20 protein-coding genes, 1 pseudogene and 1 riboswitch are annotated in these 22,893 nt (G+C 34.5%); of the genes and pseudogenes, 14 read left to right on the plus strand and 7 right to left on the minus strand.

The annotated features are described in order from the left end of the window. Positions 1–90 precede the first annotated feature (90 nt). Together MHH42_RS02040 and MHH42_RS02045 are read left to right on the plus strand one after the other, a co-directional pair. Positions 91–1,317 carry an ATP-binding protein gene (locus MHH42_RS02040; RefSeq protein ID WP_098637757.1) on the plus strand — a complete coding sequence of 409 codons (1,227 nt, stop codon included), beginning with the start codon at positions 91–93 and terminating at the stop codon, positions 1,315–1,317. 230 nt (positions 1,318–1,547) lie between these two features. Continuing rightward, a complete protein-coding gene (locus MHH42_RS02045) occupies positions 1,548–1,928 on the plus strand; it encodes a hypothetical protein (protein ID WP_000424106.1) in 381 nt (126 codons plus the stop codon). Positions 1,929–1,956: 28 nt separating this feature from the next. On the opposite strand, the gene MHH42_RS02050 is transcribed toward MHH42_RS02045, so the two are convergent. Continuing rightward, positions 1,957–2,589 carry a cyclase family protein gene (locus tag MHH42_RS02050; RefSeq protein WP_000862992.1) on the minus strand — a complete coding sequence of 211 codons (633 nt, stop codon included), beginning with the start codon at positions 2,587–2,589 and terminating at the stop codon, positions 1,957–1,959. A gap of 85 nt (positions 2,590–2,674) precedes the next feature. Next, positions 2,675–2,787: riboswitch (SAM riboswitch) on the minus strand. Between the two features lie 150 nt (positions 2,788–2,937). Between MHH42_RS02050 and MHH42_RS02055 the strand changes: the two genes are divergently transcribed. Then, positions 2,938–4,047: a PRK06851 family protein gene (locus MHH42_RS02055; RefSeq protein WP_000147480.1), complete on the plus strand. Its 1,110-nt coding sequence runs from the start codon at positions 2,938–2,940 to the stop codon at positions 4,045–4,047. 111 nt (positions 4,048–4,158) lie between these two features. Beyond that, entirely contained in the window at positions 4,159–4,941 is a 783-nt protein-coding gene (locus MHH42_RS02060; RefSeq protein WP_097872768.1) for a nucleotidyltransferase domain-containing protein, read from the plus strand. 116 nt (positions 4,942–5,057) lie between these two features. Here MHH42_RS02060 and MHH42_RS02065 read toward each other — a convergent pair whose 3' ends face one another. Both MHH42_RS02065 and MHH42_RS02070 read right to left on the minus strand, forming a co-directional pair. Next, on the minus strand, positions 5,058–6,359 hold the full coding sequence (locus tag MHH42_RS02065) for an MFS transporter (protein WP_001183101.1): 1,302 nt from the start codon (positions 6,357–6,359) through the stop codon (positions 5,058–5,060). 142 nt (positions 6,360–6,501) lie between these two features. After that, the gene (locus MHH42_RS02070; protein ID WP_340892821.1) at positions 6,502–8,028 is read right to left on the minus strand and encodes an FAD-dependent oxidoreductase; all 1,527 of its coding nucleotides are present in this window, start codon (positions 8,026–8,028) and stop codon (positions 6,502–6,504) included. A gap of 581 nt (positions 8,029–8,609) precedes the next feature. Here MHH42_RS02070 and MHH42_RS02075 point away from each other — a divergent pair. Then, positions 8,610–9,695 (plus strand): fatty acid desaturase family protein, encoded by a 1,086-nt coding sequence (locus MHH42_RS02075; RefSeq protein ID WP_000661208.1) that lies wholly within the window; start codon positions 8,610–8,612, stop codon positions 9,693–9,695. 52 nt (positions 9,696–9,747) lie between these two features. On the opposite strand, the gene MHH42_RS02080 is transcribed toward MHH42_RS02075, so the two are convergent. From MHH42_RS02080 to MHH42_RS02090, 3 genes are all read right to left on the minus strand, one after another. Further along, complete coding sequence (locus MHH42_RS02080; protein ID WP_000461553.1) at positions 9,748–10,440, minus strand: amino acid ABC transporter permease; 693 nt, start codon at positions 10,438–10,440, stop codon at positions 9,748–9,750. Positions 10,441–10,533: 93 nt separating this feature from the next. Next, positions 10,534–11,328 carry an ABC transporter substrate-binding protein gene (locus MHH42_RS02085; RefSeq protein ID WP_000823745.1) on the minus strand — a complete coding sequence of 265 codons (795 nt, stop codon included), beginning with the start codon at positions 11,326–11,328 and terminating at the stop codon, positions 10,534–10,536. A gap of 121 nt (positions 11,329–11,449) precedes the next feature. Beyond that, positions 11,450–12,172 (minus strand): amino acid ABC transporter ATP-binding protein, encoded by a 723-nt coding sequence (locus MHH42_RS02090; RefSeq protein ID WP_000616929.1) that lies wholly within the window; start codon positions 12,170–12,172, stop codon positions 11,450–11,452. 375 nt (positions 12,173–12,547) lie between these two features. Between MHH42_RS02090 and MHH42_RS32355 the strand changes: the two are divergent. The 9 genes and pseudogenes from MHH42_RS32355 to MHH42_RS02130 all read left to right on the plus strand — a co-directional run. Continuing rightward, a pseudogene (locus MHH42_RS32355) lies at positions 12,548–12,733 on the plus strand (HAMP domain-containing protein); the annotation flags it as partial. A gap of 15 nt (positions 12,734–12,748) precedes the next feature. Continuing rightward, positions 12,749–13,675 (plus strand): methyl-accepting chemotaxis protein, encoded by a 927-nt coding sequence (locus tag MHH42_RS02095; RefSeq protein ID WP_445286055.1) that lies wholly within the window; start codon positions 12,749–12,751, stop codon positions 13,673–13,675. 146 nt (positions 13,676–13,821) lie between these two features. After that, on the plus strand, positions 13,822–14,271 hold the full coding sequence (gene argR / locus MHH42_RS02100) for an arginine repressor (protein ID WP_000711836.1): 450 nt from the start codon (positions 13,822–13,824) through the stop codon (positions 14,269–14,271). 269 nt (positions 14,272–14,540) lie between these two features. After that, positions 14,541–15,773, plus strand: a complete 1,233-nt coding sequence (gene arcA / locus MHH42_RS02105) for an arginine deiminase (RefSeq protein WP_000682324.1) — start codon at positions 14,541–14,543, stop codon at positions 15,771–15,773. 30 nt (positions 15,774–15,803) lie between these two features. Then, positions 15,804–16,802 carry an ornithine carbamoyltransferase gene (argF, locus tag MHH42_RS02110; RefSeq protein ID WP_000930304.1) on the plus strand — a complete coding sequence of 333 codons (999 nt, stop codon included), beginning with the start codon at positions 15,804–15,806 and terminating at the stop codon, positions 16,800–16,802. Between the two features lie 99 nt (positions 16,803–16,901). Then, positions 16,902–18,317, plus strand: a complete 1,416-nt coding sequence (arcD, locus tag MHH42_RS02115) for an arginine-ornithine antiporter (protein ID WP_340892828.1) — start codon at positions 16,902–16,904, stop codon at positions 18,315–18,317. A 37-nt stretch (positions 18,318–18,354) separates the two neighbouring features. After that, positions 18,355–19,317 carry a carbamate kinase gene (arcC, locus tag MHH42_RS02120; protein WP_340892831.1) on the plus strand — a complete coding sequence of 321 codons (963 nt, stop codon included), beginning with the start codon at positions 18,355–18,357 and terminating at the stop codon, positions 19,315–19,317. 200 nt (positions 19,318–19,517) lie between these two features. Continuing rightward, the gene (locus MHH42_RS02125) at positions 19,518–20,207 is read left to right on the plus strand and encodes a Crp/Fnr family transcriptional regulator (protein ID WP_340892834.1); all 690 of its coding nucleotides are present in this window, start codon (positions 19,518–19,520) and stop codon (positions 20,205–20,207) included. Between the two features lie 157 nt (positions 20,208–20,364). Beyond that, positions 20,365–21,045 (plus strand): ABC transporter permease, encoded by a 681-nt coding sequence (locus tag MHH42_RS02130; RefSeq protein ID WP_070174078.1) that lies wholly within the window; start codon positions 20,365–20,367, stop codon positions 21,043–21,045. 122 nt (positions 21,046–21,167) lie between these two features. On the opposite strand, the gene MHH42_RS02135 is transcribed toward MHH42_RS02130, so the two are convergent. After that, positions 21,168–22,502: an FAD-binding oxidoreductase gene (locus MHH42_RS02135; protein WP_340892836.1), complete on the minus strand. Its 1,335-nt coding sequence runs from the start codon at positions 22,500–22,502 to the stop codon at positions 21,168–21,170. Positions 22,503–22,893 lie beyond the last annotated feature (391 nt).

Here is a 22,893-nt window from a genome sequence, read left to right on the forward strand (position 1 = left end):
TACGTATTGCCCTGAAAGCAATTTCATACTTATAATTTAAGGAGATAACGGTGGGGATTTTTTTTCGTATCGATCAAGGGGAGTTTTTATATGAACAAATACAAGAGCTTGATTTATGAAGAAAGAAAAGCTTTAAAGGTATTTATATTATTATTCTATATTATATTTTTTTCATATGACGCTATATATTATTTTGTATATCCTGCTATGAATATTAATGGAACAACGGTAGGATGGCCAGAAGGAAGCCTTGGGATAGGCGTATATATATTTGTAATAGCATTATTCCCTATTTCAATGTATCTTCAAAAAAGAGGTTATGTATATTCTATAAAATATTTATTTTTATTTGGCTACATGTTTATCAATCTTATAAATAATTTAATGATTTATTTGCGAACGGATAGAGCTTTTGAACATGGTAGTATGGTAGAAATGTTATTAATTTTATTTGCACCGGTTTTCGTGAACAGAAAATATTTTTATTTAGTTTCCTTTAGTGTAATTGGAAAGTACGTACTTTTTACATTGATACTACAAGATCTAAAAGTTGTGATTCCGCTTGTCTTATGTGTATTCTATTTCATTATTTCACATTCTTTGTTGAAACGATTTCAATCTTATGTAAGAACGGTTGTTGAAATGATGAACAATATGAAAGAGACGGAAAATTTAGCTGTAATTGGGACTATGTCTACAACAATTGCGCATGAAATCCGAAATCCATTAACGGCTTTGAAGGGGTTTACGCAAATGCAAAAAGAAAGAAACCCTGAAGATATGATGAGCTATGAAATAATGTTACAAGAAATTGAGAGAATTAACGGATTTGTTAGCGAATTGATGTTATTAGGAAAACCGAAACCAACAAATTATGAATGGTGTAACATACGGGAAATCCTTTTATATGTTGTGCAGTTAATGGAAAGTTATGCGAGTCAATATAAAGTGAAAGTTTATTTGCAAATAGATGGAAACTTACCCGTTATAAACGGTGATGATAAACAATTAAAACAAGTGTTGTTAAATATTATTAAAAACGGAATAGAATCAATGCCAGAAGGTGGGGATATTCATATTCGGGCATATGAAAAAACTAATGGGTATTTGTGTATTGCTGTCGAGGATCAAGGATTTGGTATAGAGGCAGGAAAATTAGAGAAGATTGGAAAGGCTTTTTACACAACGAAGGAGAATGGTACAGGGCTTGGTTTAATGATTACATATAAAATTATTAAAGAACATCAAGGGAGTATCACGATTCAAAGTAGTATGGGTGTGGGAACGAAAGTGGAAATTTATTTACCGACGATGTAGCGAAGTAGAAGAAAATATTTTTCAGAAAAGTGTTCTTCTTGTGTAAATATAAACATTTAATAAAATGTTTCAAGAAGGGTTTTTTTTATAAAATACTTCGTTTATAATGGAGGAAAATATCGACATGAGATTGGTTACTCATGTAACGGTTCGGTAGTGTTATGAAAAGAAAAGAAGGGGTGCCCGCGCATCCTTTTTTCTATGCAGATATGATGAAAGAGGTGGTATTGATGGAATTAACATTAAATTCGACTGTATGCTTACACACGATTCAATTTCGAAAAGAGCAAAAGAATTATATTGTAAAAGATACAATTACAGGAGAAAAATATGAAATGCCGCCACTTTGGATTGATGCATTGGCAATGATGCGTGACGGTTTTTTATTGGGAGAAATTGAGGAGAAATTAAAAGAAGAGTATCCAGCAGAAGAAGTAAATATACTAGCATTCACGAGGCAACTGTTAGAGCTAGAACTTGTTGGAATGGTAGATGGGGAAGAGATAGCTTGTACAAAGAAGAAAGAGAAAGATTATTTAGCTTGGGTACGTCCCCGGTTGGAACAATTTTTCCTTAATGTAAATAAAAAATATAGAAGCAAAGGTCAGTGATGATCTTTGCTTTTTTGTAGTCCATATTTTAAAAAATAACAGCGAATGCCCTTGCGAAAGCACCGTCACTATTTTTAATTTTTAAAGGTGCTGCTGAGAAAAAGAAACGTTTCGCTTTAATAGCATCTAGATTTGTTAAGTTTTCAATTAAGAAAATATTATTGCCTAACAGTATGTGATGAATGGGTGATGTTTCTGTCGTTACCTCATCGGGAGAAATAAAATCTAAACCGACTGATTTTACTTTTAATTCAACTAGTTCTTCAGCTAATTCTTCGGAAAGATAAAATGCTTCTTTCTCATAAGCTTCTGTATTCCATTTATTAGATAGATTAGAATGGAAAATGACAATATCGTCTTTTTTTATGTCGGCATTATGCAATACTTCTTTAGGGAGTTTTCTCTCTTGAACATGAGTGACATCGATGAGAACTGCTTCACCTACAAACTGATCAAGGGGCAATTGATCAATCGTTGTTGCACCAGAAATAAAATGCGCGGGAGCGTCGCAATGTGTACCGACATGAACGACCGAATGGAAATCTGTAACTTGATATCCCGTTTCTTCAACGCTTGTAATGGTTTCTAGTTGGATTGTTGGTGTTCCGGGAAATTGAGACATATTATTTTCAAACGTTTGTGATAGATCAATTACTTTCATTTTAAATACCTCCAATATATGTTTTTCAAATAATAAAAAGCCCATCTTTCATGATCAAGAAAGATGGGCTTTACATACTAGTTGCGTTTTATCTTCCAAAATGCAATGCATTTTGCAGGAATTAGCACCTATTCAGTTCTTATAAACTGAGGTTGCTGGGCTTCAAAGGGCCGGTCCCTCTGCCTCTCTTGATAAAGGTTTATTCAGTTTCGGAATTCGAAATATTCACGATATTTAAATTGTAATTCATTTCCTTTTTTCACGCAATACAAATTAGGTGTTCACCCAAATAAAGTTGCTCGCATATTGTAGCTTATGTAAGTAGACTGTTGCGAAGGAGTGAGTGCAGTGACAGGGAATGTGTTAAATTATTATGCTGGTGGTAATACAGCTAGAGGATTTCATAATTTATACGAAGAGAATTTAAAAGGGCTAGATAGGTTGTTTATTTTAAAGGGTGGTCCAGGAACGGGAAAATCTTCTTTAATTAAGGCAATAGGTCGAGAATGGGTTGAAAAAGGATATGATATTGAGCTTTTGCATTGTTCTTCTGATAATAAGTCGGTTGATGGGGTGATTATTCCGAAATTAAAAGTAGGAATTGTTGATGGAACATCACCGCATGTTATTGAGCCGAAAATGCCAGGAGTTATTGAAGAGTATATAAATTTAGGAGTTGCTTGGGACTCAGGTAAATTAAGAAAGCAGAAGGTAGAAATTGAACGGTTTGTATCAGAAGCGAGCAAGGCTTTCAAATCTGCTTACGGATGTTTTAAAGAGGCATTAGTTATACATGATGAGTGGGAGAAAATATATATTAATAACATTGATTTTAATAAAGCAAATGAACTAACAGATCAGCTAATTCAGAAATTATTTGCAGATAAAAAGGGGCAACAATCGATTGTGAAACATCGTTTTTTAGGAGCTGCTACACCGAAAGGAGCAGTTGATTTTGTTCCTAATTTAACAGAAGGATTGCCACATCGTTATTTTATAAAAGGACGCCCGGGCTCTGGAAAATCAACAATGCTCAAAAAGTTATCGAAGGCAGCAGAAGAAAAAGGTTTTGACGTTGAAGTATATCATTGCGGATTTGACCCGAATAGTCTTGATATGGTTATTGTAAGAGAATTAGGATTTGCAATTTTTGATAGTACCGCACCACATGAATATTTTCCAAGTCGCGTGGGTGATGAGATTATAGATATGTATGCTCTTATTGTTAAACCGGGGACGGATGAGAAGTATGCTACAGAAATTCGTGACGTTTCCATTCAATATAAAGCAAAAATGAATGAGGCGATGTCTTTCTTAGCAAAAGCAAAATCAGTTCGTGATAAATTAGAACGAATTTATATTGCTGCTATGGATTTTTCAAAAGTGGATGCATATAAAGAGGAAATTCAAAAAGAGTTTGAACGAATTACCGCTACTGTAATTGAAAAGAAAAAATAGTCTTTGTTAAACTGTCAGAAAAATTCTGGCAGTTATTTTAGTGTGTAGTAAAATTAATAGTATATTTGTCGAATTTCCAAGGAAATAATCAAAAAATGGGGATGGTATGAAATGAGAGAAAAAATTGAATTAGAGTTAGAAAGAATTGAAGAAGAGAATGATGTGAAAATTTTATTTGCAGTGGAATCGGGGAGTCGTGCTTGGGGATTTCCATCGAAAGATAGCGATTATGATGTTAGGTTTGTTTATATACATCCGGTAGAATGGTATTTATCAATTCATGATAAACGTGATGTAATTGAATATCCAATTAGTGATGACTTAGATATAAGTGGCTGGGATATTAAAAAGGCATTACAACTGTTTGCGAAGTCAAATCCAGCTTTACTTGAGTGGATTCGATCACCAATTTTTTATTCGAAAAACTCTAACTTTCCAGAGCAGCTTCAGCAAATGAGTGAAAAGAATTTTGATTCAAAAGCAACGATATATCATTACTTACATATGGCTTCAAAAAATTATCGTGAATTTTTGCAAGGCGAGAATGTAAAGTTGAAAAAGTACTTTTATGTATTACGTCCTATTTTAACTTGTCAGTGGCTAGAAGAGAAAGGGACATTGCCTCCAGTAGAATTTAATCGATTGATTACAGAACTATCTATAGAACGTAGTGTATTGAATGAGATTGAGAAGTTGTTAATAAAGAAAAAAGCGGGTACGGAATTAGATGTTGGAGTGAAAATTCAAGTGTTAAATCAATTTTTAGAAGAACAAATTGATTATTATCAGCAATACGTGAAAGGGATTGAAAAGGGATTAGGGATTGATATTGAGAGTTTGAATACACTATTTAGAAATATGTTGTTTGAAGTAAATAAAAAAGAGCACAAGTAAATTTGTGCTCTTTTTTTATCCCGCTATTTGTGGGAGCCTTACTGCCCGTAAACGCCTGATTGGTGTGGACTAATAATCAGCTGGGGATGCACCTCAACACTGATTAAAGTTTCACTTTATTTTGTAGGAATAAAGAAAACAGATATAGCTGCGATAAGACCTGCAAAAGAGAATAAGTAAAAATTCCATGCTAAGTCATATTGCATTGTCATAATAATACCGACAAGAATAGGTCCAGCAATTGCACCAACTCGGCCAAGTCCAAGTCCCCAGCCTAAGGAGGTAGCTCGTATATGTGATGGGAAGTATTGTGTTACATAAGCATTTAATATTTGAGTAATACCGACTGATCCAATTCCAGCAAGACCAATTAAAAGATAAATGATTGTAACAGATGGTTTAATTGTTAGTAGTCCAATACATATGGCTGCCATAAGATAGGAGATGCTAATAACAATTTTTGCTCCTATACGATCGGCAATCGCCCCGGCAAATAATGCGCCGATAGCTGCAGTAATATTTAGCATAAGTAGAAATGATAAACTAGATCCAAGAGGATATCCTGCCTGACGCATCATCTGTGGTAACCAAGTATTTAAACCGTATATTAAAAACATTCCCATTATATAAGTGATCCAAAAAAGTAGCGTTGCTTTTATGTATTCTTTTGAGAATAACGTAAGAAATCCATTTTTCTTTTGTATATTAGATGGTGCTTCAGAAATTTCATCTTTTACATGGAATTCAATTTGAAAGCGATTAAGAATTTTGTTCACTTCTTCTTGTCGATTCCGCGATAATAAAAATTGAATGGACTCAGGTAAATAAAGAATAATGAAAGGAATGAGGAGTAGCGGAATCATTCCGATGCCAAACATAATTCTCCATCCGAAATCTTCTAACATAAACATGGATAAAATAGCACCTAACACGATACCTAAAGGATAGCCGGTAAACATAAGAGCATAAATAAAAGATTGCCGTTTTTTTGATGAATATTCAACAGTAAGTGCGGAAGCCGTTGGGATAACACCGCCTAATCCGATTCCTCCGATAAATCGAGATAGCCCAAATAATTCAGGAGAAGGAGCAATTGCAGCTAAGCCCATTGTGATAGAAAAAAGAGCTAAACAGCATATAAGTGTCCACTTTCGTCCAATTAAATCTGTAATGGTTCCGATTAGAATAGCGCCAATAAACATCCCAAATAGAGCATAGCTGGCAATTGTTCCAGCTTGAGCTGGTGATAGTGCCCAGCTGTTGTCTTCTAAAAGCTTTGGCAGAACGGCACCGTAAATACCTAAATCATATCCGTCAGCTAGAATGGCGAGCCAACAAATAAAAACAACAAGTTTTGTAATAGAGCTTGAAAAGATAGTTTCTGTAGATTCTAGATGAGGTGGAGCAGAAGGTTGCATAGTATTCACCCCTTTTATTTGTAGATGAATATATTATTTTATTTACTGTTAATATTCCCCTTCTTATGTCGAAATTTATATGAAAAGGTGTCATGAAAAACAAAGAAGTTCAACAGGATTCTTGTTGAACTTCTTTGTTTTTTTATTCGTTATCAACTCGTTTTAATGGTTGATCTGCTGGCCCTTCCATAACATCGCCATCAATTGAAAAACGAGAACCGTGGCAAGGACAATCCCAAGTACAATCACCGTTATTCCATTCAACTTCACAGCCGAGGTGTGTACAAGTCGTATCGACGATATGTAGTTTTCCTTCTTTATCTTTATAAGCACCTGCTCGTTTACCGTTGACATGTACAACGGATCCTTCGCCAACTTCAAGATCCTCTGGTTTACGTAATGCAGTTTCAAGTTTCCCTTCAATTAAATGTTTAGCAACATCAATGTTTTGAGAAAGGAATGTTTTTATATCTGGATTTGCATGAAAGCGTGATGGTGCAAACAGCTCTTTATATGGGCTGTGGACTTTTAGAATGGAATCCTTCAGTAAATGAGCTGCAGCAGTTCCTGTTGTCATTCCCCATTTGCGATATCCAGTTGCAACAAATATATTTGGATTGCTTTCGTTAATATGTCCGATATAAGGGAGCTTGTCTAGCGTAATCAAATCTTGCGCTGACCATCTATAGGGAATTTCATCTACTCCAAAAGTTGCTTCAGCAAAAGAATAGAGTGCTTCATAATGAAGCATCGTATTTATTCCCTGTCCCGTTTTATGGCTCTCTCCGCCAATCAAAATCAACTTTTCTCCATTGTTTGTTATATAGCGTAAGGAGCGTTTTGGATCATCAATACTTAAATACATGCCACCTGGATAATCTGTTTTTGCTTTTATTGCAAGAGCATAGGAGCGTTCTGCGTACATTCGCGTAAAGAAAAAGCTATTCGCATCATAAAAAGGAAAGTGAGAACAAGAGACGACATATTCACAAGTGATGCGATGCCCCTCTTTTGTAATTACTTGTGGATAATCTCCTTTTTCCACATCCATAGCTGTTGTTTGTTCATAGACCTTTCCTCCCATCTCCACAAACTTTTCTAAAAGTGTTTTCAAATAAAGGAGGGGGTGGAATTGCGCTTGATTTTTCATTACAAGTGCAGATTGTACTGGAATAGGAATCGATAGAGATTGAACATAGTCACAAGGTATATTTAATTTTTGATAAGCTTCATATTCTTTCGATAAATTTCTTAAACCGTTATCAGTAGTTGTATACAAGTATGAATCTTCATTTGAAAAATTACAGTCGATTTTATATGTTTGCACAGTGTCATTTATGAATTGTAGAGCATGATTATTTGATTCATAGTAAAGCCTGGCTTTTTCCACACCGAAATGATTTATTAATTCGTCGTAAATAAGATCATGTTGTGCTGTTACTTTTGCTGTTGTATGCCCAGTTGTTCCATTTAAAATAAGACCAGAATCAATTAAAACAACGTCGATGCCTTCTTTTGCAAGTAAATAGGCAGTAGTAATACCCGTAATACCAGCACCGATAACAGCAACTTTCGTCTTTATATTTTCGGATAAACGAGGAAAAGTAGGGAACGGAGTAGATTCAATCCAATAAGATAAGGGCAGTTGTGGAAATGTATCACTTGTCATTGTGGAAACCTCCTAATTTTAGAACAATTTTCCTTTTAATATTTCCATATTATATGAAATTCATGTGCGTTATTTTAGAAGGAGTCTATTTTTATTAAAAGAGGGATTAAATTATTTTAATATAATTAATTTGATAGGGCATTATGAAGAAGTAGCATGTATATAAAACTAAATTTAAGTGATTCCATTTATTGATTACATAGAGGATTCTTGAATGAGATAGAGTCCATGGTATTTAAGTATATGTATATATATAGTGGATAAATCCGTATGAAATCTATACTTTTTTTTTAGTGAAATAAAGTATGATTATAAAAATATAACCAACTTTTATTACTAGGTCATAAAAGTTGTTGACAATATAGAAATTCTATTGTTATGATTCATCATGTGGAAAGGTTGATAGAGAGTAAAAAGAGAAATGTTTTTCATTGATAATAAAAGCGAAAAATAAGTGACGATAGAGTGAGTATATTTTCCTTATAATAAATGCTTTTTGGATCACCTAGTAAAATCAATCTGGAAGCAAGAATTAATATATGCAAGTTGCGCAGGGCGCGGCATAAGAAAGGGGCAAAAGGATGAAGGAGCTTCATACGTTTGGGTGGTATGCAGCACGTGTATCACCACATTTGCCAAAAAAAGCATTTAAACCAGTTCCTACTCGTTTATTTGGTGGACTGGCTTATTTACTTGTGGCATTAGCGGGGTTAATAGCGATTGGTGTATTTGAATTGAATGTGTGGGCAAATCTAGGAATTGCGATTGTTCTCGGACTATGTTTTGCTTCACTTGGGTTTTTAGGGCATGAAATTTTACATGGGACAGTTGTAAGAAAGGCATGGCTTCGTGATTTCTTAGGCGCGATTGCATTTATGCCATTATCAACAGGACCAAAACTTTGGAGAAAGTGGCATAATGCAACTCATCATGTTCATACACAGCATGAAGAGAATGATCCAGATGCATGGCCGACACTTGAGAAGCTTAAAAAAAGTAAGTTTTTAAGTTGGGTATATCGTATGCCTCTTCATGTACGTTCATTCTTTAGTTTCCTGTCACTAACAATTCAATTTACATTGCATTCAACTCGAATGTTCTTTCATTTTATAAAAGAATTTAAGTCATCGAATCAAAAATCTGTATGGCTTCAACTTCTTTTGCCTTGGACAGTTTGGATTAGTTTATTATTTATTATGGGACCTGGAAAATGGTTATTTGCATATGTGATTCCGTTGTTAATTGCTAACTTTATTGTAATGGCATATATCGCAACAAATCACCGCTTAAATCCAATTGTTCCAGTAAATGATCCGTTAGCAAACTGTTTATCAGTAACAGTGCCGCGCTGGGTAGACGTTTTACATTTCAATTTCTCGTATCATACAGAACATCATCTGTTCCCTGCTATGAGCTCTAAATACTATCCGTTAGTAAAAGAGAAGATTAAAGAAATGTGGCCGGAACGCTATCACGAAATGCCGATGACAAAAGCATTGGCAGCACTTTGGAATACACCACGTGTGTATTATCACGGAAGTGAATTAGTTGATCCGCATAGAGAACATTTCTACGGTTCTTTAGGAAATGGATTAGACCCTCATAATATTTCATATCGTGAGGAACATATAGAAGAAAAAGAGAGTATTAAAAAAGTAAATCAGTAAAAGTTGATATATTTTGCAGTGAAAAAGCAAGCCATCTCAGGCTTGCTTTTTTTTATAAAGAAACTTCTTTTTTATTCTTTGTATGGACTTGGATAGAGTTTGTCTCTTTGCGCTGTAATCGTTTTTCTAAAAGGTTAACAAAATAAGTAAATAGGAGAACGAGTACGAGATAATATAAACCAACGATTACATATGTATCTAATTGTTGGAAGTTACTTGCGGCAATTGATAAACCCGATCCCCATAATTCGGACAGTCCTACGTAAGCAACAAGTGAGGAATCTTTCAATCCAATAATAAATTGATTACCTAGAGGAGGAAGAGATAGACGAAATGCTTGTGGTAATATAATTCGGCGCATCGCCAAAGGGTAAGGCATGCCTAAAGAGCGAGCAGCTTCTAATTGTCCACGGTCAACGGATTGAATGGATCCACGGAAAATTTCGGTAATATATGCACCGTTATGAATTGCTAAAGCAATTGCTCCTGCCCAAAAAGGGGTGAACACAACAACAGATGTAATACCAAAATAGAGAATTGCGATTTGAACAATTAAAGGTGTACCACGAATAATGGCGATGTAGACATGAGCGATACTATTTAGAACTTTATTGTTAGAGATTCGAAAGAAAGCGAATAGTAATCCAATTAATGAGCCGAGTACTAGGGAAGTTAATGTTAATTGTAATGTGACAATAGTAGCTTTTAAGAGTGTGGGGTAGGTAGAGATAAAAATTTCAAACATGCGTTTCACCTCATAGTGTATAGATTTTAGTAGGGAATGAAATACCCCACATAAAAAGTGGGGCATGATTTATGGAATCTTTGAATAGTTAACTTACTTCGTTTTTGCCTCTTCTCCAAGAATATTACGACCAAACCATTTTTTACTAATCTTTTCGTACGTACCATCTTTAATGATTTCATCTAAAGCTTTATTTACTTTTTTAACCATTTCTTTATCATCTTTGCGAATAGCAATTCCCATTTCATCAAGATTTAATGGTTTTCCAGCTTCTTTTATATTTGATTTACCTTCTTTAATCATTCGAAGACCAACCATTTGATCAGTGATTACTGCGTCCACACGCCCAGGCTCTAAGTCCATAAGAGCGGTAATATCACTATCGTATTCTGTAATTTGATCTGTATGTTTTGAAACAAGAGTTTTAAAGGTACTAGCTTTTACAACACCAATTTTCTTTCCTTTCAAATCTTCTGGAGAAGAGATAGACGTATTCTTTTTAGCTACGAAAATCTGGGCACCAGAGCGATAATATGGGTTTGAGAAACTAACAGCTTTTAATCGTTCTTCTGTAATGGCCATACTTCCTAATATCGCATCATATTTTTTTGATTGTAGACCTTGAATTAGCGTTTCCCACGGATTTGTAATAGGAGCGGGTTTCATTCCCATCTTTTTCGCGAGCGCCTCACCTATTTCTACATCAAATCCGGCAAGTTTTCCGTCATTTTCTTTATAGTTAAAAGGTTTGTATAATCCACTCATCGCATAACGAAATTCCTTTTCACCATTTGATGAAGTAGTCGAGCTTTCCTTACTACAGGCTCCCAGTATGAATGATGTACATAGTGTAATGCTCGCAACAATGGTTAATAGTTTTCTTTTCATAAGACCCCTCCTATATATTGATCATACGGATGGTTTTAAGTATGTTATCGAGATATTTTATTTGGACAATTAGTTGTGCACCGTATGAATGTATTTCTTTACGTTTGAAATAGAAGTTACATTATAAAACGTTACGTAAAAACTGTTTTGCTCGTTCATGTGATGGAGCTGAAAAGAATTGCGCTGGCGGAGCATCCTCTACAATTTTTCCGTCATCCATAAAGATGACGCGATCAGCTACATCTCTTGCGAAATTCATTTCATGAGTAACAATCACCATTGTCATTCCTTCTTCAGCAAGTTCTTTCATAACTTGCAATACTTCTCCAACGAGTTCAGGGTCTAAGGCTGAGGTAGGTTCATCAAATAGCATAATTTTAGGATTCATAGCAAGAGCTCGTGCAATCGCAACGCGTTGTTTTTGACCACCTGAAAGTAGGTGAGGAGTTACATCCGCCTTATCTTGTAGGCCGACTTTTTGTAGGAGTTGATTCCCAACGTCCTTCGCGTCTGCTGTTTCCAATTTTTTTACGTGAATAGGTGCTTCTATGATGTTTTCTAGTGAGGTCATATGAGGAAAGAGGTTAAAGTGTTGAAAAACCATACCGACATTTTCACGGACTTTGTTTAAATTTGAATGCTTTGGATCAATTCGTTCACCTTGTAAGTGAATTTCACCTTCATCGTACATTTCTAAAAAGTTAAGACAACGAAGTAATGTACTTTTGCCGGAACCACTGGCACCGATTAAAACAACAACTTCTTTTTCTTTTACTTCTAAATCAATTCCTTTTAAAACATCAAGTGAGCCAAATGATTTTACTAGATTTCGAACTTGAATCATACAAAACCCCCAGTCAAAAATATATTTTACAAATGTTGCCCCTTATTTCTGTTATTAGTCATAAATTGTCAGAATCCTTTATTTTTTTCAGGGGATTTAATATTCAAAGAAATAATGATTTTTAAAATCACTATATCTTTCTATAACGAAAATATGGATAATAATATATAGGTAGTACTTATATTGCTTATAAGAAGGGGGAAAGAAGAGATGGGAAAAGAAAGAAAAACATTTTCCTTTGGCTTGCGTATACAGCTTATGTTATTTACTACAATTCTAGCTTTCATTACATATTCAACAAGTTTAATTTTCATTTACGTTATATATGATTATTTTCAAAGTTATGTAAGTCAAACTGTTTATAATATTATCGTTATGTTATTAGGTGTAGTATGGTCTGGAATTTTAGCGTATGGGGCAGCAATATTTTTAATTAAACCACTTCGAAAGTTGGAAGAAGCAGCAAGGAAAGCGGCTGAAGGTGATATTCGTGAAGATGTCCCATTGCCAAAGACCGATGATGAGATAAAATCTTTAAGTGTTGCATTTAATATGATGCTAGGGAACTTAAGGGGCATGGTAAAAAATATCGATACTACATTTTCGTATACAAATAATCAAGTTCAGCAAATTAGAAAACAAACAGGTGAAGCGACAAAGCAAGCACAAGGTGTGTCTGAAACCCTTGCGGAGATTTCTTCCGGTGCCGAGCAATCAGCAGCATCGATTCAAGCGATCGTTTCTACTGTTGATACAACGACTTCTATTGCAAATGAAGTAGAAGGAAAAGCAAAACAGTCTGACGAGTTGTCTTCAGAAATGGTTCAAGCTTTAGGACAAAGTACACGTGTCTTTACTTCTTTAATTCAAGGTATTCAAACATTGGCGAGAGAAAATGAAGATTCGATGGAAAATGTACAGAAATTAGAAGAGCGAATGAAACAAGTTGAACACATTGTTTCTGTTGTGAGTGAGATTGCTAGCCAAACAAATTTATTAGCACTCAACGCTTCTATTGAGGCAGCTCGTGCAGGGGAGCATGGAAGGGGCTTTGCGGTTGTAGCAGAAGAAGTACGTAAACTTGCTGATGAAAGTGATCATTCCGCAAGAAACATATCGCAGTTATTACGGAATATGCAAGATGAAGTACAGCAAGTCGCATTGAAAATGACAGAGCAGGTGAAGACAGCTAAAGAAGAGGCAAAACGCGGAGAAGCTACAGAATTAATTTTAAAAGAAATGTCATCAAGTGTTATGGAAGTAGCCGATGCAACTAAGCAAATTAGTAGTTATATGAATGAACAAGTGAATCACATTCATCAAACAGGAGCACAAACAAAGGCTGTAGCAGCAATTGCGGAAGAAACGTCAGCTGGTTCACAAGAAGTGGCACGTGTGACGTTGCAGCAGTCTAAAAATATGGTAGCAATCGATCAATTATTAAAAGACTTAGAGAAGCAATCAGCGGATTTAAAACAAACAATTGAACGGTTTTCAATGTAAAAGGAAGAACAGAATGCTGTTCTTCTCTTTTTTATTTAGTTTGATTTAATATTTACAGTTAAACTATGAACGTTTCCGCAACATTCTTTTCTGTCCCTTTCGGATGAAAATTATAGCGAGCTATAATATTAAAAGGGGTGTCTTTTATGAAAAAAGAAAAAAGACAACGATTAATTAAACAATTTGTAAAGGAGTATGAAATAGAGAAGCAAGAAAGATTAGTAGAATTGTTAGCAAAAAAAGATGTATTAGTAACACAAGCTACAGTTTCTCGAGATATTCGTGAGTTAAATTTAACGAAGGTACCTTCTCAAGAAGGATTAATGATATATAAATTTTTCTCAGAAGAGCATTTACAAACTGATATAAAGTTAAAGAAAAAATTACGAGAGGTTGTTGTAAAAATTGATTGTGTAGATCAATTAATGGTTATTAAAACATTACCCGGTAATGCACATGTTATTGGTGTTTTGTTTGATGAGCTAGATTGGAAAGAAAAAATAGGATGTGTATGTGGAAATGATACATGCCTTATCATTTCTCAGTCAAAATCAGATAGGGAGATTTTAGAAGAAAGGTTAAATTTAATTATTTAGATGCAAAATCCTGTTTTTAATAAAAATTAAAAACAGGATTTTTGTTTAAATACGGAAGTTAAATATTCAACATATATGCGTAATATATGTGTTTTTTTATTGAAAAATCGGGATGAAGTGTTATAAAAATACAAATTCATATGATTTTAAAAAAATAACTTGTTTAATATTTCACAATGATAATGTGGATGCTTTCACAAAGATGAAGGCGCGTAGCATTTATTATGTACTTGTAAGACATCAAACATATTTAAAAGGAGGTACAACAAATGAAGCATCCGATACATGTTACTTCAGAGATTGGGGAATTACAAACAGTTTTATTAAAACGACCTGGTAAAGAAGTGGAAAACTTAACGCCAGATTATTTGCAACAATTATTATTTGACGATATTCCATACTTACCAATTATTCAAAAAGAGCATGATTATTTTGCACAAACATTACGCAATCGGGGTGTTGAAGTTCTTTATTTAGAAAAACTAGCTGCTGAGGCATTAGTAGATAAAAAACTTCGAGAAGAATTTGTTGATCGTATTTTAGAAGAAGGACAGGCTGACGTAAATGTTGCACATCAAACTTTAAAAGAATATTTACTTTCCTTTTCAAATGAAGAATTAATTCAAAAAATTATGGGTGGTGTACGGAAAAACGAGATTGAAACAAGTAAGAAGACACATTTATATGAATTAATGGAAGATCATTATCCGTTTTACTTAGACCCAATGCCTAATTTATATTTTACTCGTGATCCAGCAGCTAGCGTGGGCGATGGCTTAACGATAAATAAGATGAGAGAACCGGCGCGTAGACGTGAATCATTATTCATGGAGTACATCATTAAATATCATCCAAGATTTGCAAATCACAATGTACCAATTTGGCTAGATCGTGATTATAAGTTTCCAATTGAAGGTGGCGATGAGCTAATTTTAAATGAAGAAACAATTGCAATTGGAGTATCTGCCCGTACGTCAGCTAAAGCAATTGAACGTTTAGCTAAAAATCTTTTTAGTCGACAAAATAAAATTAAGAAAGTGTTAGCAATAGAAATTCCAAAATGCCGAGCATTTATGCATTTAGATACAGTGTTTACAATGGTTGATTATGACAAGTTTACAATTCACCCAGCCATTCAAGGGCCAAAAGGAAATATGAATATTTATATTTTAGAAAAAGGTCCAGATGTGGAAACTCTTAAAATTACACATCGCACTTCTTTAATGGAAGCATTAAAAGAGGTATTAGGTTTAAGTGAATTAGTTCTTATTCCTTGTGGAGGAGGAGATGCAATTGCTTCCGCTCGTGAACAATGGAATGATGGTTCTAATACATTAGCAATTGCGCCAGGTGTAGTTGTTACATATGATCGCAACTATGTATCCAATACGTTATTGCGGGAACATGGTATAGAAGTCATTGAGGTGCTAAGTTCGGAATTATCTCGTGGGCGTGGGGGTCCACGTTGCATGAGTATGCCAATTGTTCGTAAAGATATTTAGTATAAATAACGGAGAAAGTAGGGATGAAGTATGTTAATGACTAGACCAAATTTAAAAGGAAGAAGTTTTCTAGCTGAAAAAGATTTTACACAAGAAGAATTGCTATATTTTCTAGATTTAGCAGCAGAATTAAAAGAGAAAAAGAAAAACGGTGTCCCACATCATTATTTAGAAGGTAAAAATGTAGCGCTATTATTTGAAAAAACCTCTACTCGTACGCGATGTGCATTTACAGTAGCATGTACAGATTTAGGTGCGAACCCTGAATATTTAGGGAAAGGTGATATTCAGCTTGGAAAAAAAGAATCCGTTGAGGATACAGCAAAAGTGTTAGGACGTATGTTTGACGGAATTGAGTTTCGTGGATTTAATCATGAAACTGTAGAATCTTTAGCACAAAATTCTGGTGTACCGGTTTGGAATGGATTAACAGATATGTGGCATCCAACACAAACACTTGCAGATTTATTAACAATTAGAGAACATGTAGGGAAATTAAAAAATGTGAAGCTTGTTTACGTTGGAGATGGACGAAATAATGTTGCTAATAGTTTACTAGTTGGTGGAGCGATTGTTGGAATGGATGTACGTATTTGTACACCGGAATCTTTATGGCCAGAGCAAGAAGTAATTGATTTAGCAAAAAAATATAATGAACAGGTAATGATAACAAGTAATGTGGAAGAAGCTGTTGCAAATGCAGATGTAATTTATACAGATGTATGGGTGTCTATGGGAGAAGAAGAAAAATTTGCTGAACGTGTCGAGTTATTGAAACCTTATCAAGTAAATATGAAAATGATTAAAGAAACAGGGAATGAAAACGTGATTTTCTTACATTGTTTACCCGCATTCCATGATGTTGAAACGATGTATGGTGAGGAAGTTTATGAGAAATATGGGCTGAGAGAAATGGAGGTAACTGACGAAGTATTCCGCAGTAAACATTCAAAAGTATTTGATCAGGCTGAAAATAGAATGCATACAATTAAAGCGGTTATGGCAGCTACTTTAGGAAACATGGAGTAAAGAAGAAAGGGAGTCTTCCTTTCTTCTTTCTCCTCCTTTAGACACTATCATTCACTATTGCTTTCGTATTGTTATTGCAATTAAAGAGAGGTGAGTGGAATGGATGAAGATAAGAAATTAGGGTTGTTTACATTAACGGCGCTTGTAGTGGGGTCTATGATTGGCGGTGGAGCATTTAATTTAGCAAGTGATATGGCAAAAGGTGCTGGTGCTGGAGCCATTATTATTGGTTGGGTTATAACAGGAATTGGGATGATTGCGCTTGGATTATCTTTTCAAAATCTAACTGTAAAACGGCCAGATTTAGATGGTGGTATTTTTAGTTATGCAAAAGCAGGATTTGGGAATTTTATGGGATTTAATAGTGCGTGGGGATATTGGCTATCTGCCTGGCTTGGTAATGTAGCTTACGGCACATTATTGTTTTCTTCATTAGGGTATTTCTTCCCAATCTTTGAGGGCGGTCAAAATGTAGCATCCATTATTGGTGCAAGCGTATTATTATGGTGTGTTCACATGTTAATTTTACGTGGAGTTCAATCAGCAGCACTTGTGAATTTAGTAACTACAATCGCAAAATTAGTACCTGTATTTGTATTTATTGTTATAGGAATCTTCGCGTTTCATATTGATACGTTCCTAGATGGATTTTGGGGACAAACTGGTTCTTTTTCATGGGGAGCAGTTGGCAGCCAAGTTAAAAGTACAATGCTTGTAACTTTATGGGTGTTCATTGGGGTAGAAGGGGCTGTTGTTTTATCAAGTCGAGCAAAAAATAGAAGTGATGTAGGGAAAGCAACGGTTATTGGCTTAATTGGTACACTCATCATTTACATTTTAATTACATTACTGTCTCTTGGACTTATGCAGCAAGCAGATATTGCTAATTTAAAAAATCCGTCTATGGCTTATTTATTTGAAAGTGTTGTTGGAAAATGGGGTGCTATCTTTATTAATTTAGGTTTAGTTATCTCTGTATTAGGTGCTTGGTTAGGTTGGACTTTACTCGCATCTGAAATTCCGTATTTGGCGGCTAAAGATGGAGTATTTCCAAAATGGTTTGCAAAAGAAAATAAAAATAAAGCTCCAATAAATTCATTATGGATAACAAATGGCTTAATTCAAATGTTCTTATTAACATTCGTCGTTTCCGATCAGGCGTATAACTTTGCATTCTCATTAGCATCTTCAGCTATTTTAATCCCATATGCTTTTTCAGCATTTTATCAACTGAAGCATAGCTTAAAGTCTGAAGAAGCGGATCGAAATAAAAATATAATAATTGGTTTGATAGCAAGTATGTACGGTGTGTGGTTAGTTTATGCAGCTGGTTTAGAGTATTTATTATTAACAATGACTTTATATGCGCCAGGTATTTTTATTTTTTACAATGTTCAAAGGCAAAAGAGTTCGAAGCAAATATTTACTCGAGTGGAATTAGCATCATCGGTAGCAATTGGTGCTTTAGCATTCTTTGCGATTTATGGATTAATTACAGGCAGTATTACTTTATAAAGCGTTGTGAAATCGAAATCAACTGGAGGGCTGAAATATGGCACGAAGAAAAATTGTAGTTGCATTAGGGGGAAATGCGATACAGTCTGGAAAAGCTACTGCGGGAGCACAGCAAGAAGCGTTAGAAAAAACAGCGGAACGACTTGTGAAAATAATGGAAAATGATGTAGATATAGTAATTGCGCATGGAAATGGTCCACAAGTGGGAAATATTTTATTACAGCAAAAAGCTGCAGAAACGGAAAAGACACCTGCAATGCCATTAGATACTTGTGGTGCAATGAGCCAAGGGATGATTGGATATTGGATGGAAAATGCGATTGAAAAGGCATTGAAAAAAAGGAATATAAAAAAAGATGTAGCAACGGTTATAACACGCGTTGTCGTGGATGAAAAAGATGAGGCATTTAAAAATCCAACTAAACCAATTGGTCCTTTTTATACAGAAGAAGAGGCCAGAAGATTAATGGAAGAAACAAAAGCAGTGTTTAAAGAAGATGCTGGCAGAGGGTGGAGACGTGTTGTTCCATCACCGAAGCCTGTAAGTATTCATGAACATAAAGTAATTAATTCTTTAGTTGAGGATGGAAATATAGTGATAGCTGTTGGTGGTGGTGGAATTCCAGTAATTGATTCTGAAGAAGGGTTAAAAGGAACTGAAGCGGTTATCGATAAAGATTTCGCTGCGCAGAAATTAGCTGAATTAGTAGATGCCGATACGCTCGTAATTTTAACTGCAGTTGATCATGTGTATGTAAATTATAATCAACTGAATCAAAAGAAATTAGAGCATGTCACAGTGAATCAATTAGAAGAATACATGGAAGAACAACAATTTGCTGCGGGAAGTATGCTTCCAAAAATTGAAGCTGCTATTAATTTTGTTAATACAAATCCAAAAAGAAAAACAATTATTACGTCTTTAGAAAAAGTATATGAAGCACTAGAAGAAAAAGCTGGTACTATTATTTCTAAACAGAATGTATGCATGTATGTTTAAATAATTATGTACGCTATTTATTAGTAAAAAAGAATGGAGTTAGTAACTTCATTCTTTTTATGTATTAATATTTTTTGTAATCATTGTTCATAAAGTTTTCATGATGAAATCTGAATATACAAGTTAGTTATGATAAAATTTAATTTGAATACGCTTTCTTGATTTTTCGCTCCAACATACAGCAAGAGAGAGGGAATTTTATGAATAGACGGAACGTAGTTAAAGATTTAAAGCAATTTGAATTATTTGCTCATTTAACAGAAAAGAAATTGAAAGGTTTGACGGAGTTTGTCTATTGGCGAACTTATAAAAAGGGTCAATTTTTATTTTTAGAAGGGGATTCAAGAGAAAGAATTTACTTCATGTTAGATGGTTTTGTAAAGTTAGAGCGGGTAAATCAAAGTGGAAATTTATTATATGATGACTATGTAAAGCGGTATTCTATTTTTCCTTATGGTGGTATGTTTACAGACAAAGGATATAACTATACGGCAGAAGCGATGACAGATGTAGAGGTATATTATATTCCGACAGTAATTTTTGAAGATATGGTGAAATCTAGTAGGACGCAATTAATGTACGTTGTTCAGCAATTATCATCAATATTAAAACTAAACGAAAATCGAGTGCAAAACATTACAATTCCTAATGCACAAGATCGAGTCATTCAAACATTAAATTATTTAATGCAAGATTTAGGAGAACAGAGTGGCGAAACGATTGTAATTTCATGCCCACTTACAACAATTGAAATATCGAAAATATCTGGTACGTCTCGAGAGACGGTTAGCGGCGTATTAAAACAATTAAAAAACGATAGTATTGTTACGATTCTGGATAAGAAAATTACAATACATAATCCAACATATTTTGAGGAAGTCTCTATGTGAAAATTGCATATGGATTTTCTAATTCATACTGTATATTAATAAAGTTCTTTATATATTTATAAGGAGCTTTTTTACGTTATCCTCTATAAAAAGATTGTATAGCATGGTAATAATAGCTAAAATCGATAATAAAAAAGTAAGGGGAAGGAGAGAAAGAATGGTCCGAATTGAGTATGATCGATTAGTAGCTATTTGTTACAGTATAGGGGTTTTGTTACTATTAAAAATTCCAAACGATAATGAATTAATTGGGGAAAAACTATTCAATTTCTATAATGTTCCGGCATATACATATATTTATATGGATTATAAAGTCTCAAATATAGTAATCGTTTCTTTCATACTACATGTAATCGCATTTATATTATTTGTAAAATGGTTAGTAAAAAAGAAAAGTACATTTAGACCAATGAATAAGATAAAAGTAGTAGGCATTAGTATTTTGATTTTAATGATGCCGTTTATGCTAAATAACATCCTCCAGACATTGAATAAAACATGGTACTACGCAGGAAAAACAGGGGTAGAGGCGATAGAATATAAAAAAGAAGATAGTCAATGTAGAATGGAGAAAAATGGGGGGGATATTGAACAAAAGTGCATTGTTACTTTAAAAAATTATCGTAATCATTCACAAGCATTAAAAATTGTTTTATATGATAATGCAACAGAGACTTCCAAAAGTTATCCAGTACCGAAACCAGTCTATTTACAAAAACATGAGACAAAGCAATTCGAATTTCAAATTCCTGTTGCTTATAATAGCGGTATTGAGAAAGATAAAGTACCAAATATAAAATTACATTCATTGCATAAAAATGATGAGAAATACAATTAATCCGTAATTGAAAGGTTATGAGTAGGAGCAATAATTTGAAACGATATAGAAAATCAACTTGAATCATCCAACATGCTGCGAGGTAACGGCATATTGGATGATTTTTTATTTTATCCCCTTTTTTACGTATGAAAGGGTGGGATACTTTGTTGAAAATGAAAAACATTGCAAGGATCATATATGGTTTTCACTTTACGTAATCTTTGAAAGTTAGAGCCATAATAACTAGTTTGCCAATTTTTAATGTCGATATCGGGCCAATTGACATAATCACCTAGCGTATAAGGATCTAAGTTTTCTCTTAAATCTTTAACCCAGCGTATATTTCGATTTTCTTCATCATCGCATTTCCAAGAAGTAATGTATTCTTGCGCAATAATTGCTTTGCGATGGAAATAAGCTGTTTCAGTAGGCGAAATATTTTCCACAGCACCTACGAGCGATTGGTGCCAAATACTCGCATCTTTATTTGGTGCATGAGAAAGAAAATATTGCATAATCTGAATGCCTTTAAGAGGGATAGGTTTATATACGTAGGAACCGGACCGCTTGAAGTTTTCAGGGATGTTGCCACTGTTAAAAAATTCAACAGCCTTTATATAAGGAACTTCATCTATAAAGAGAGAGGGGGTACCAGTTTCAAGAAGCGGTGATAATAAGGAATGGAGTTCAGAGGGAGAGCCGACAAACTCACCTTGTGCCTCAATTTTATTTTGTTGCTTTGCGAATAATTCAATTGATGAAGTGAGACGTTCGTCTATATAAGGCGCCCAGTTTTGCCAAGCTTGAAATGCAGCGATAAAATCTTCCCATCCCCATGTAATTGAGAAGATTGATACATTTTTTATAGGATGTACTCGAAAAGTTAAAGAAGTCACAATTCCAAAGTTTCCACCACCACCGCCGCGGCACGCCCAAAACAAGTTAGAGTTTTCTTGTTTGTTTGCACGAATGATTTTTGCGCCCAATTTACCGCATGCTTGTACCATTTCAACTTCTACTAATTGATCACATGTTAATCCAAATAAGCGTGAAAGCATACCGATACCACCACCAAGTGTTAATCCAACAATTCCAACACTTGCACTTGTACCAGCCGGTATTGTAACACCATAATCCCAAAGCTCTTTATAAACCGTGCCAAGATTTGCACCAGCTTCAATTGTTGCTGTTAATTTATTTGTATTAACAGTAATGCGATGCATTTCACTCACATCAATAATAAGTCCTCTATTTAAAAGAGAAAAATTTTCATAGCTATGACGTCCGCTTCTTAAGCGAAATGGTATATGACGTTCACGTGCCCATTTTAAGGCATTACACACATCATTTTTATTTTGGCAAAAAACAATAATACAAGGGAGTTTTGGAATACTTAAATTTAAATTCATTCGGGCTACGTCATAGTCAGGATCTGAGGGAACAACGATACGACCTGTTAATTTTGTTTGTTTCAATTTATCACTCCTTTCTAAAATAAGCAGTGCTTTTTATTAATATATGAAAAGCGTATGTAACGTGCGTGGACAAGAGCAGGTAAGGAATGAGATTTACCTTTGTGAGAAATAAATAAAGTGAAACTTTAATCAGTGGGGATTTTGTTCCTCCCCCACTGATTATTAGCCTTCACCAATCGGAATTTAACGGGCAGCCCGATCCCCATCGAACTTCTTTGCTTTCGCTAAATTTTGAGGTGGGGTTCTTACTGCCTGGCCAATAGCGGGATAAAGCATAAGAATAAGGAATCTACATAGAGTTCAATGAAAACAGTTGCAAACTATTCATATTTTGTTATGATAGTGTTACGAAAACGTTTGCATAAAATTTCCGATGGGATGCAAAAGGAGA

The organism is Bacillus sp. FSL L8-0099 (assembly GCF_038006385.1).
GTDB classification, from domain to species: Bacteria; Bacillota; Bacilli; order Bacillales; family Bacillaceae_G; genus Bacillus_A; species Bacillus_A toyonensis.

What these genes read in the sequence shown, in the direction of transcription:
- MHH42_RS02040 (WP_098637757.1), top strand. Translation starts at nt 91, where the DNA reads ATGAACAAATACAAGAGCTTGATTTATGAAGAAAGAAAAGCTTTAAAG.
- MHH42_RS02045 (WP_000424106.1), top strand. Translation starts at nt 1,548, where the DNA reads ATGGAATTAACATTAAATTCGACTGTATGCTTACACACGATTCAATTT.
- MHH42_RS02050 (WP_000862992.1), bottom strand. Translation starts at nt 2,589, where the DNA reads ATGAAAGTAATTGATCTATCACAAACGTTTGAAAATAATATGTCTCAA.
- MHH42_RS02060 (WP_097872768.1), top strand. Translation starts at nt 4,159, where the DNA reads ATGAGAGAAAAAATTGAATTAGAGTTAGAAAGAATTGAAGAAGAGAAT.
- MHH42_RS02065 (WP_001183101.1), bottom strand. Translation starts at nt 6,359, where the DNA reads ATGCAACCTTCTGCTCCACCTCATCTAGAATCTACAGAAACTATCTTT.
- MHH42_RS02070 (WP_340892821.1), bottom strand. Translation starts at nt 8,028, where the DNA reads ATGACAAGTGATACATTTCCACAACTGCCCTTATCTTATTGGATTGAA.
- MHH42_RS02075 (WP_000661208.1), top strand. Translation starts at nt 8,610, where the DNA reads ATGAAGGAGCTTCATACGTTTGGGTGGTATGCAGCACGTGTATCACCA.
- MHH42_RS02080 (WP_000461553.1), bottom strand. Translation starts at nt 10,440, where the DNA reads ATGTTTGAAATTTTTATCTCTACCTACCCCACACTCTTAAAAGCTACT.
- MHH42_RS02085 (WP_000823745.1), bottom strand. Translation starts at nt 11,328, where the DNA reads ATGAAAAGAAAACTATTAACCATTGTTGCGAGCATTACACTATGTACA.
- MHH42_RS02090 (WP_000616929.1), bottom strand. Translation starts at nt 12,172, where the DNA reads ATGATTCAAGTTCGAAATCTAGTAAAATCATTTGGCTCACTTGATGTT.
- MHH42_RS02095 (WP_445286055.1), top strand. Translation starts at nt 12,749, where the DNA reads ATGGTAAAAAATATCGATACTACATTTTCGTATACAAATAATCAAGTT.
- argR (WP_000711836.1), top strand. Translation starts at nt 13,822, where the DNA reads ATGAAAAAAGAAAAAAGACAACGATTAATTAAACAATTTGTAAAGGAG.
- arcA (WP_000682324.1), top strand. Translation starts at nt 14,541, where the DNA reads ATGAAGCATCCGATACATGTTACTTCAGAGATTGGGGAATTACAAACA.
- argF (WP_000930304.1), top strand. Translation starts at nt 15,804, where the DNA reads ATGTTAATGACTAGACCAAATTTAAAAGGAAGAAGTTTTCTAGCTGAA.
- arcD (WP_340892828.1), top strand. Translation starts at nt 16,902, where the DNA reads ATGGATGAAGATAAGAAATTAGGGTTGTTTACATTAACGGCGCTTGTA.
- arcC (WP_340892831.1), top strand. Translation starts at nt 18,355, where the DNA reads ATGGCACGAAGAAAAATTGTAGTTGCATTAGGGGGAAATGCGATACAG.
- MHH42_RS02125 (WP_340892834.1), top strand. Translation starts at nt 19,518, where the DNA reads ATGAATAGACGGAACGTAGTTAAAGATTTAAAGCAATTTGAATTATTT.
- MHH42_RS02130 (WP_070174078.1), top strand. Translation starts at nt 20,365, where the DNA reads ATGGTCCGAATTGAGTATGATCGATTAGTAGCTATTTGTTACAGTATA.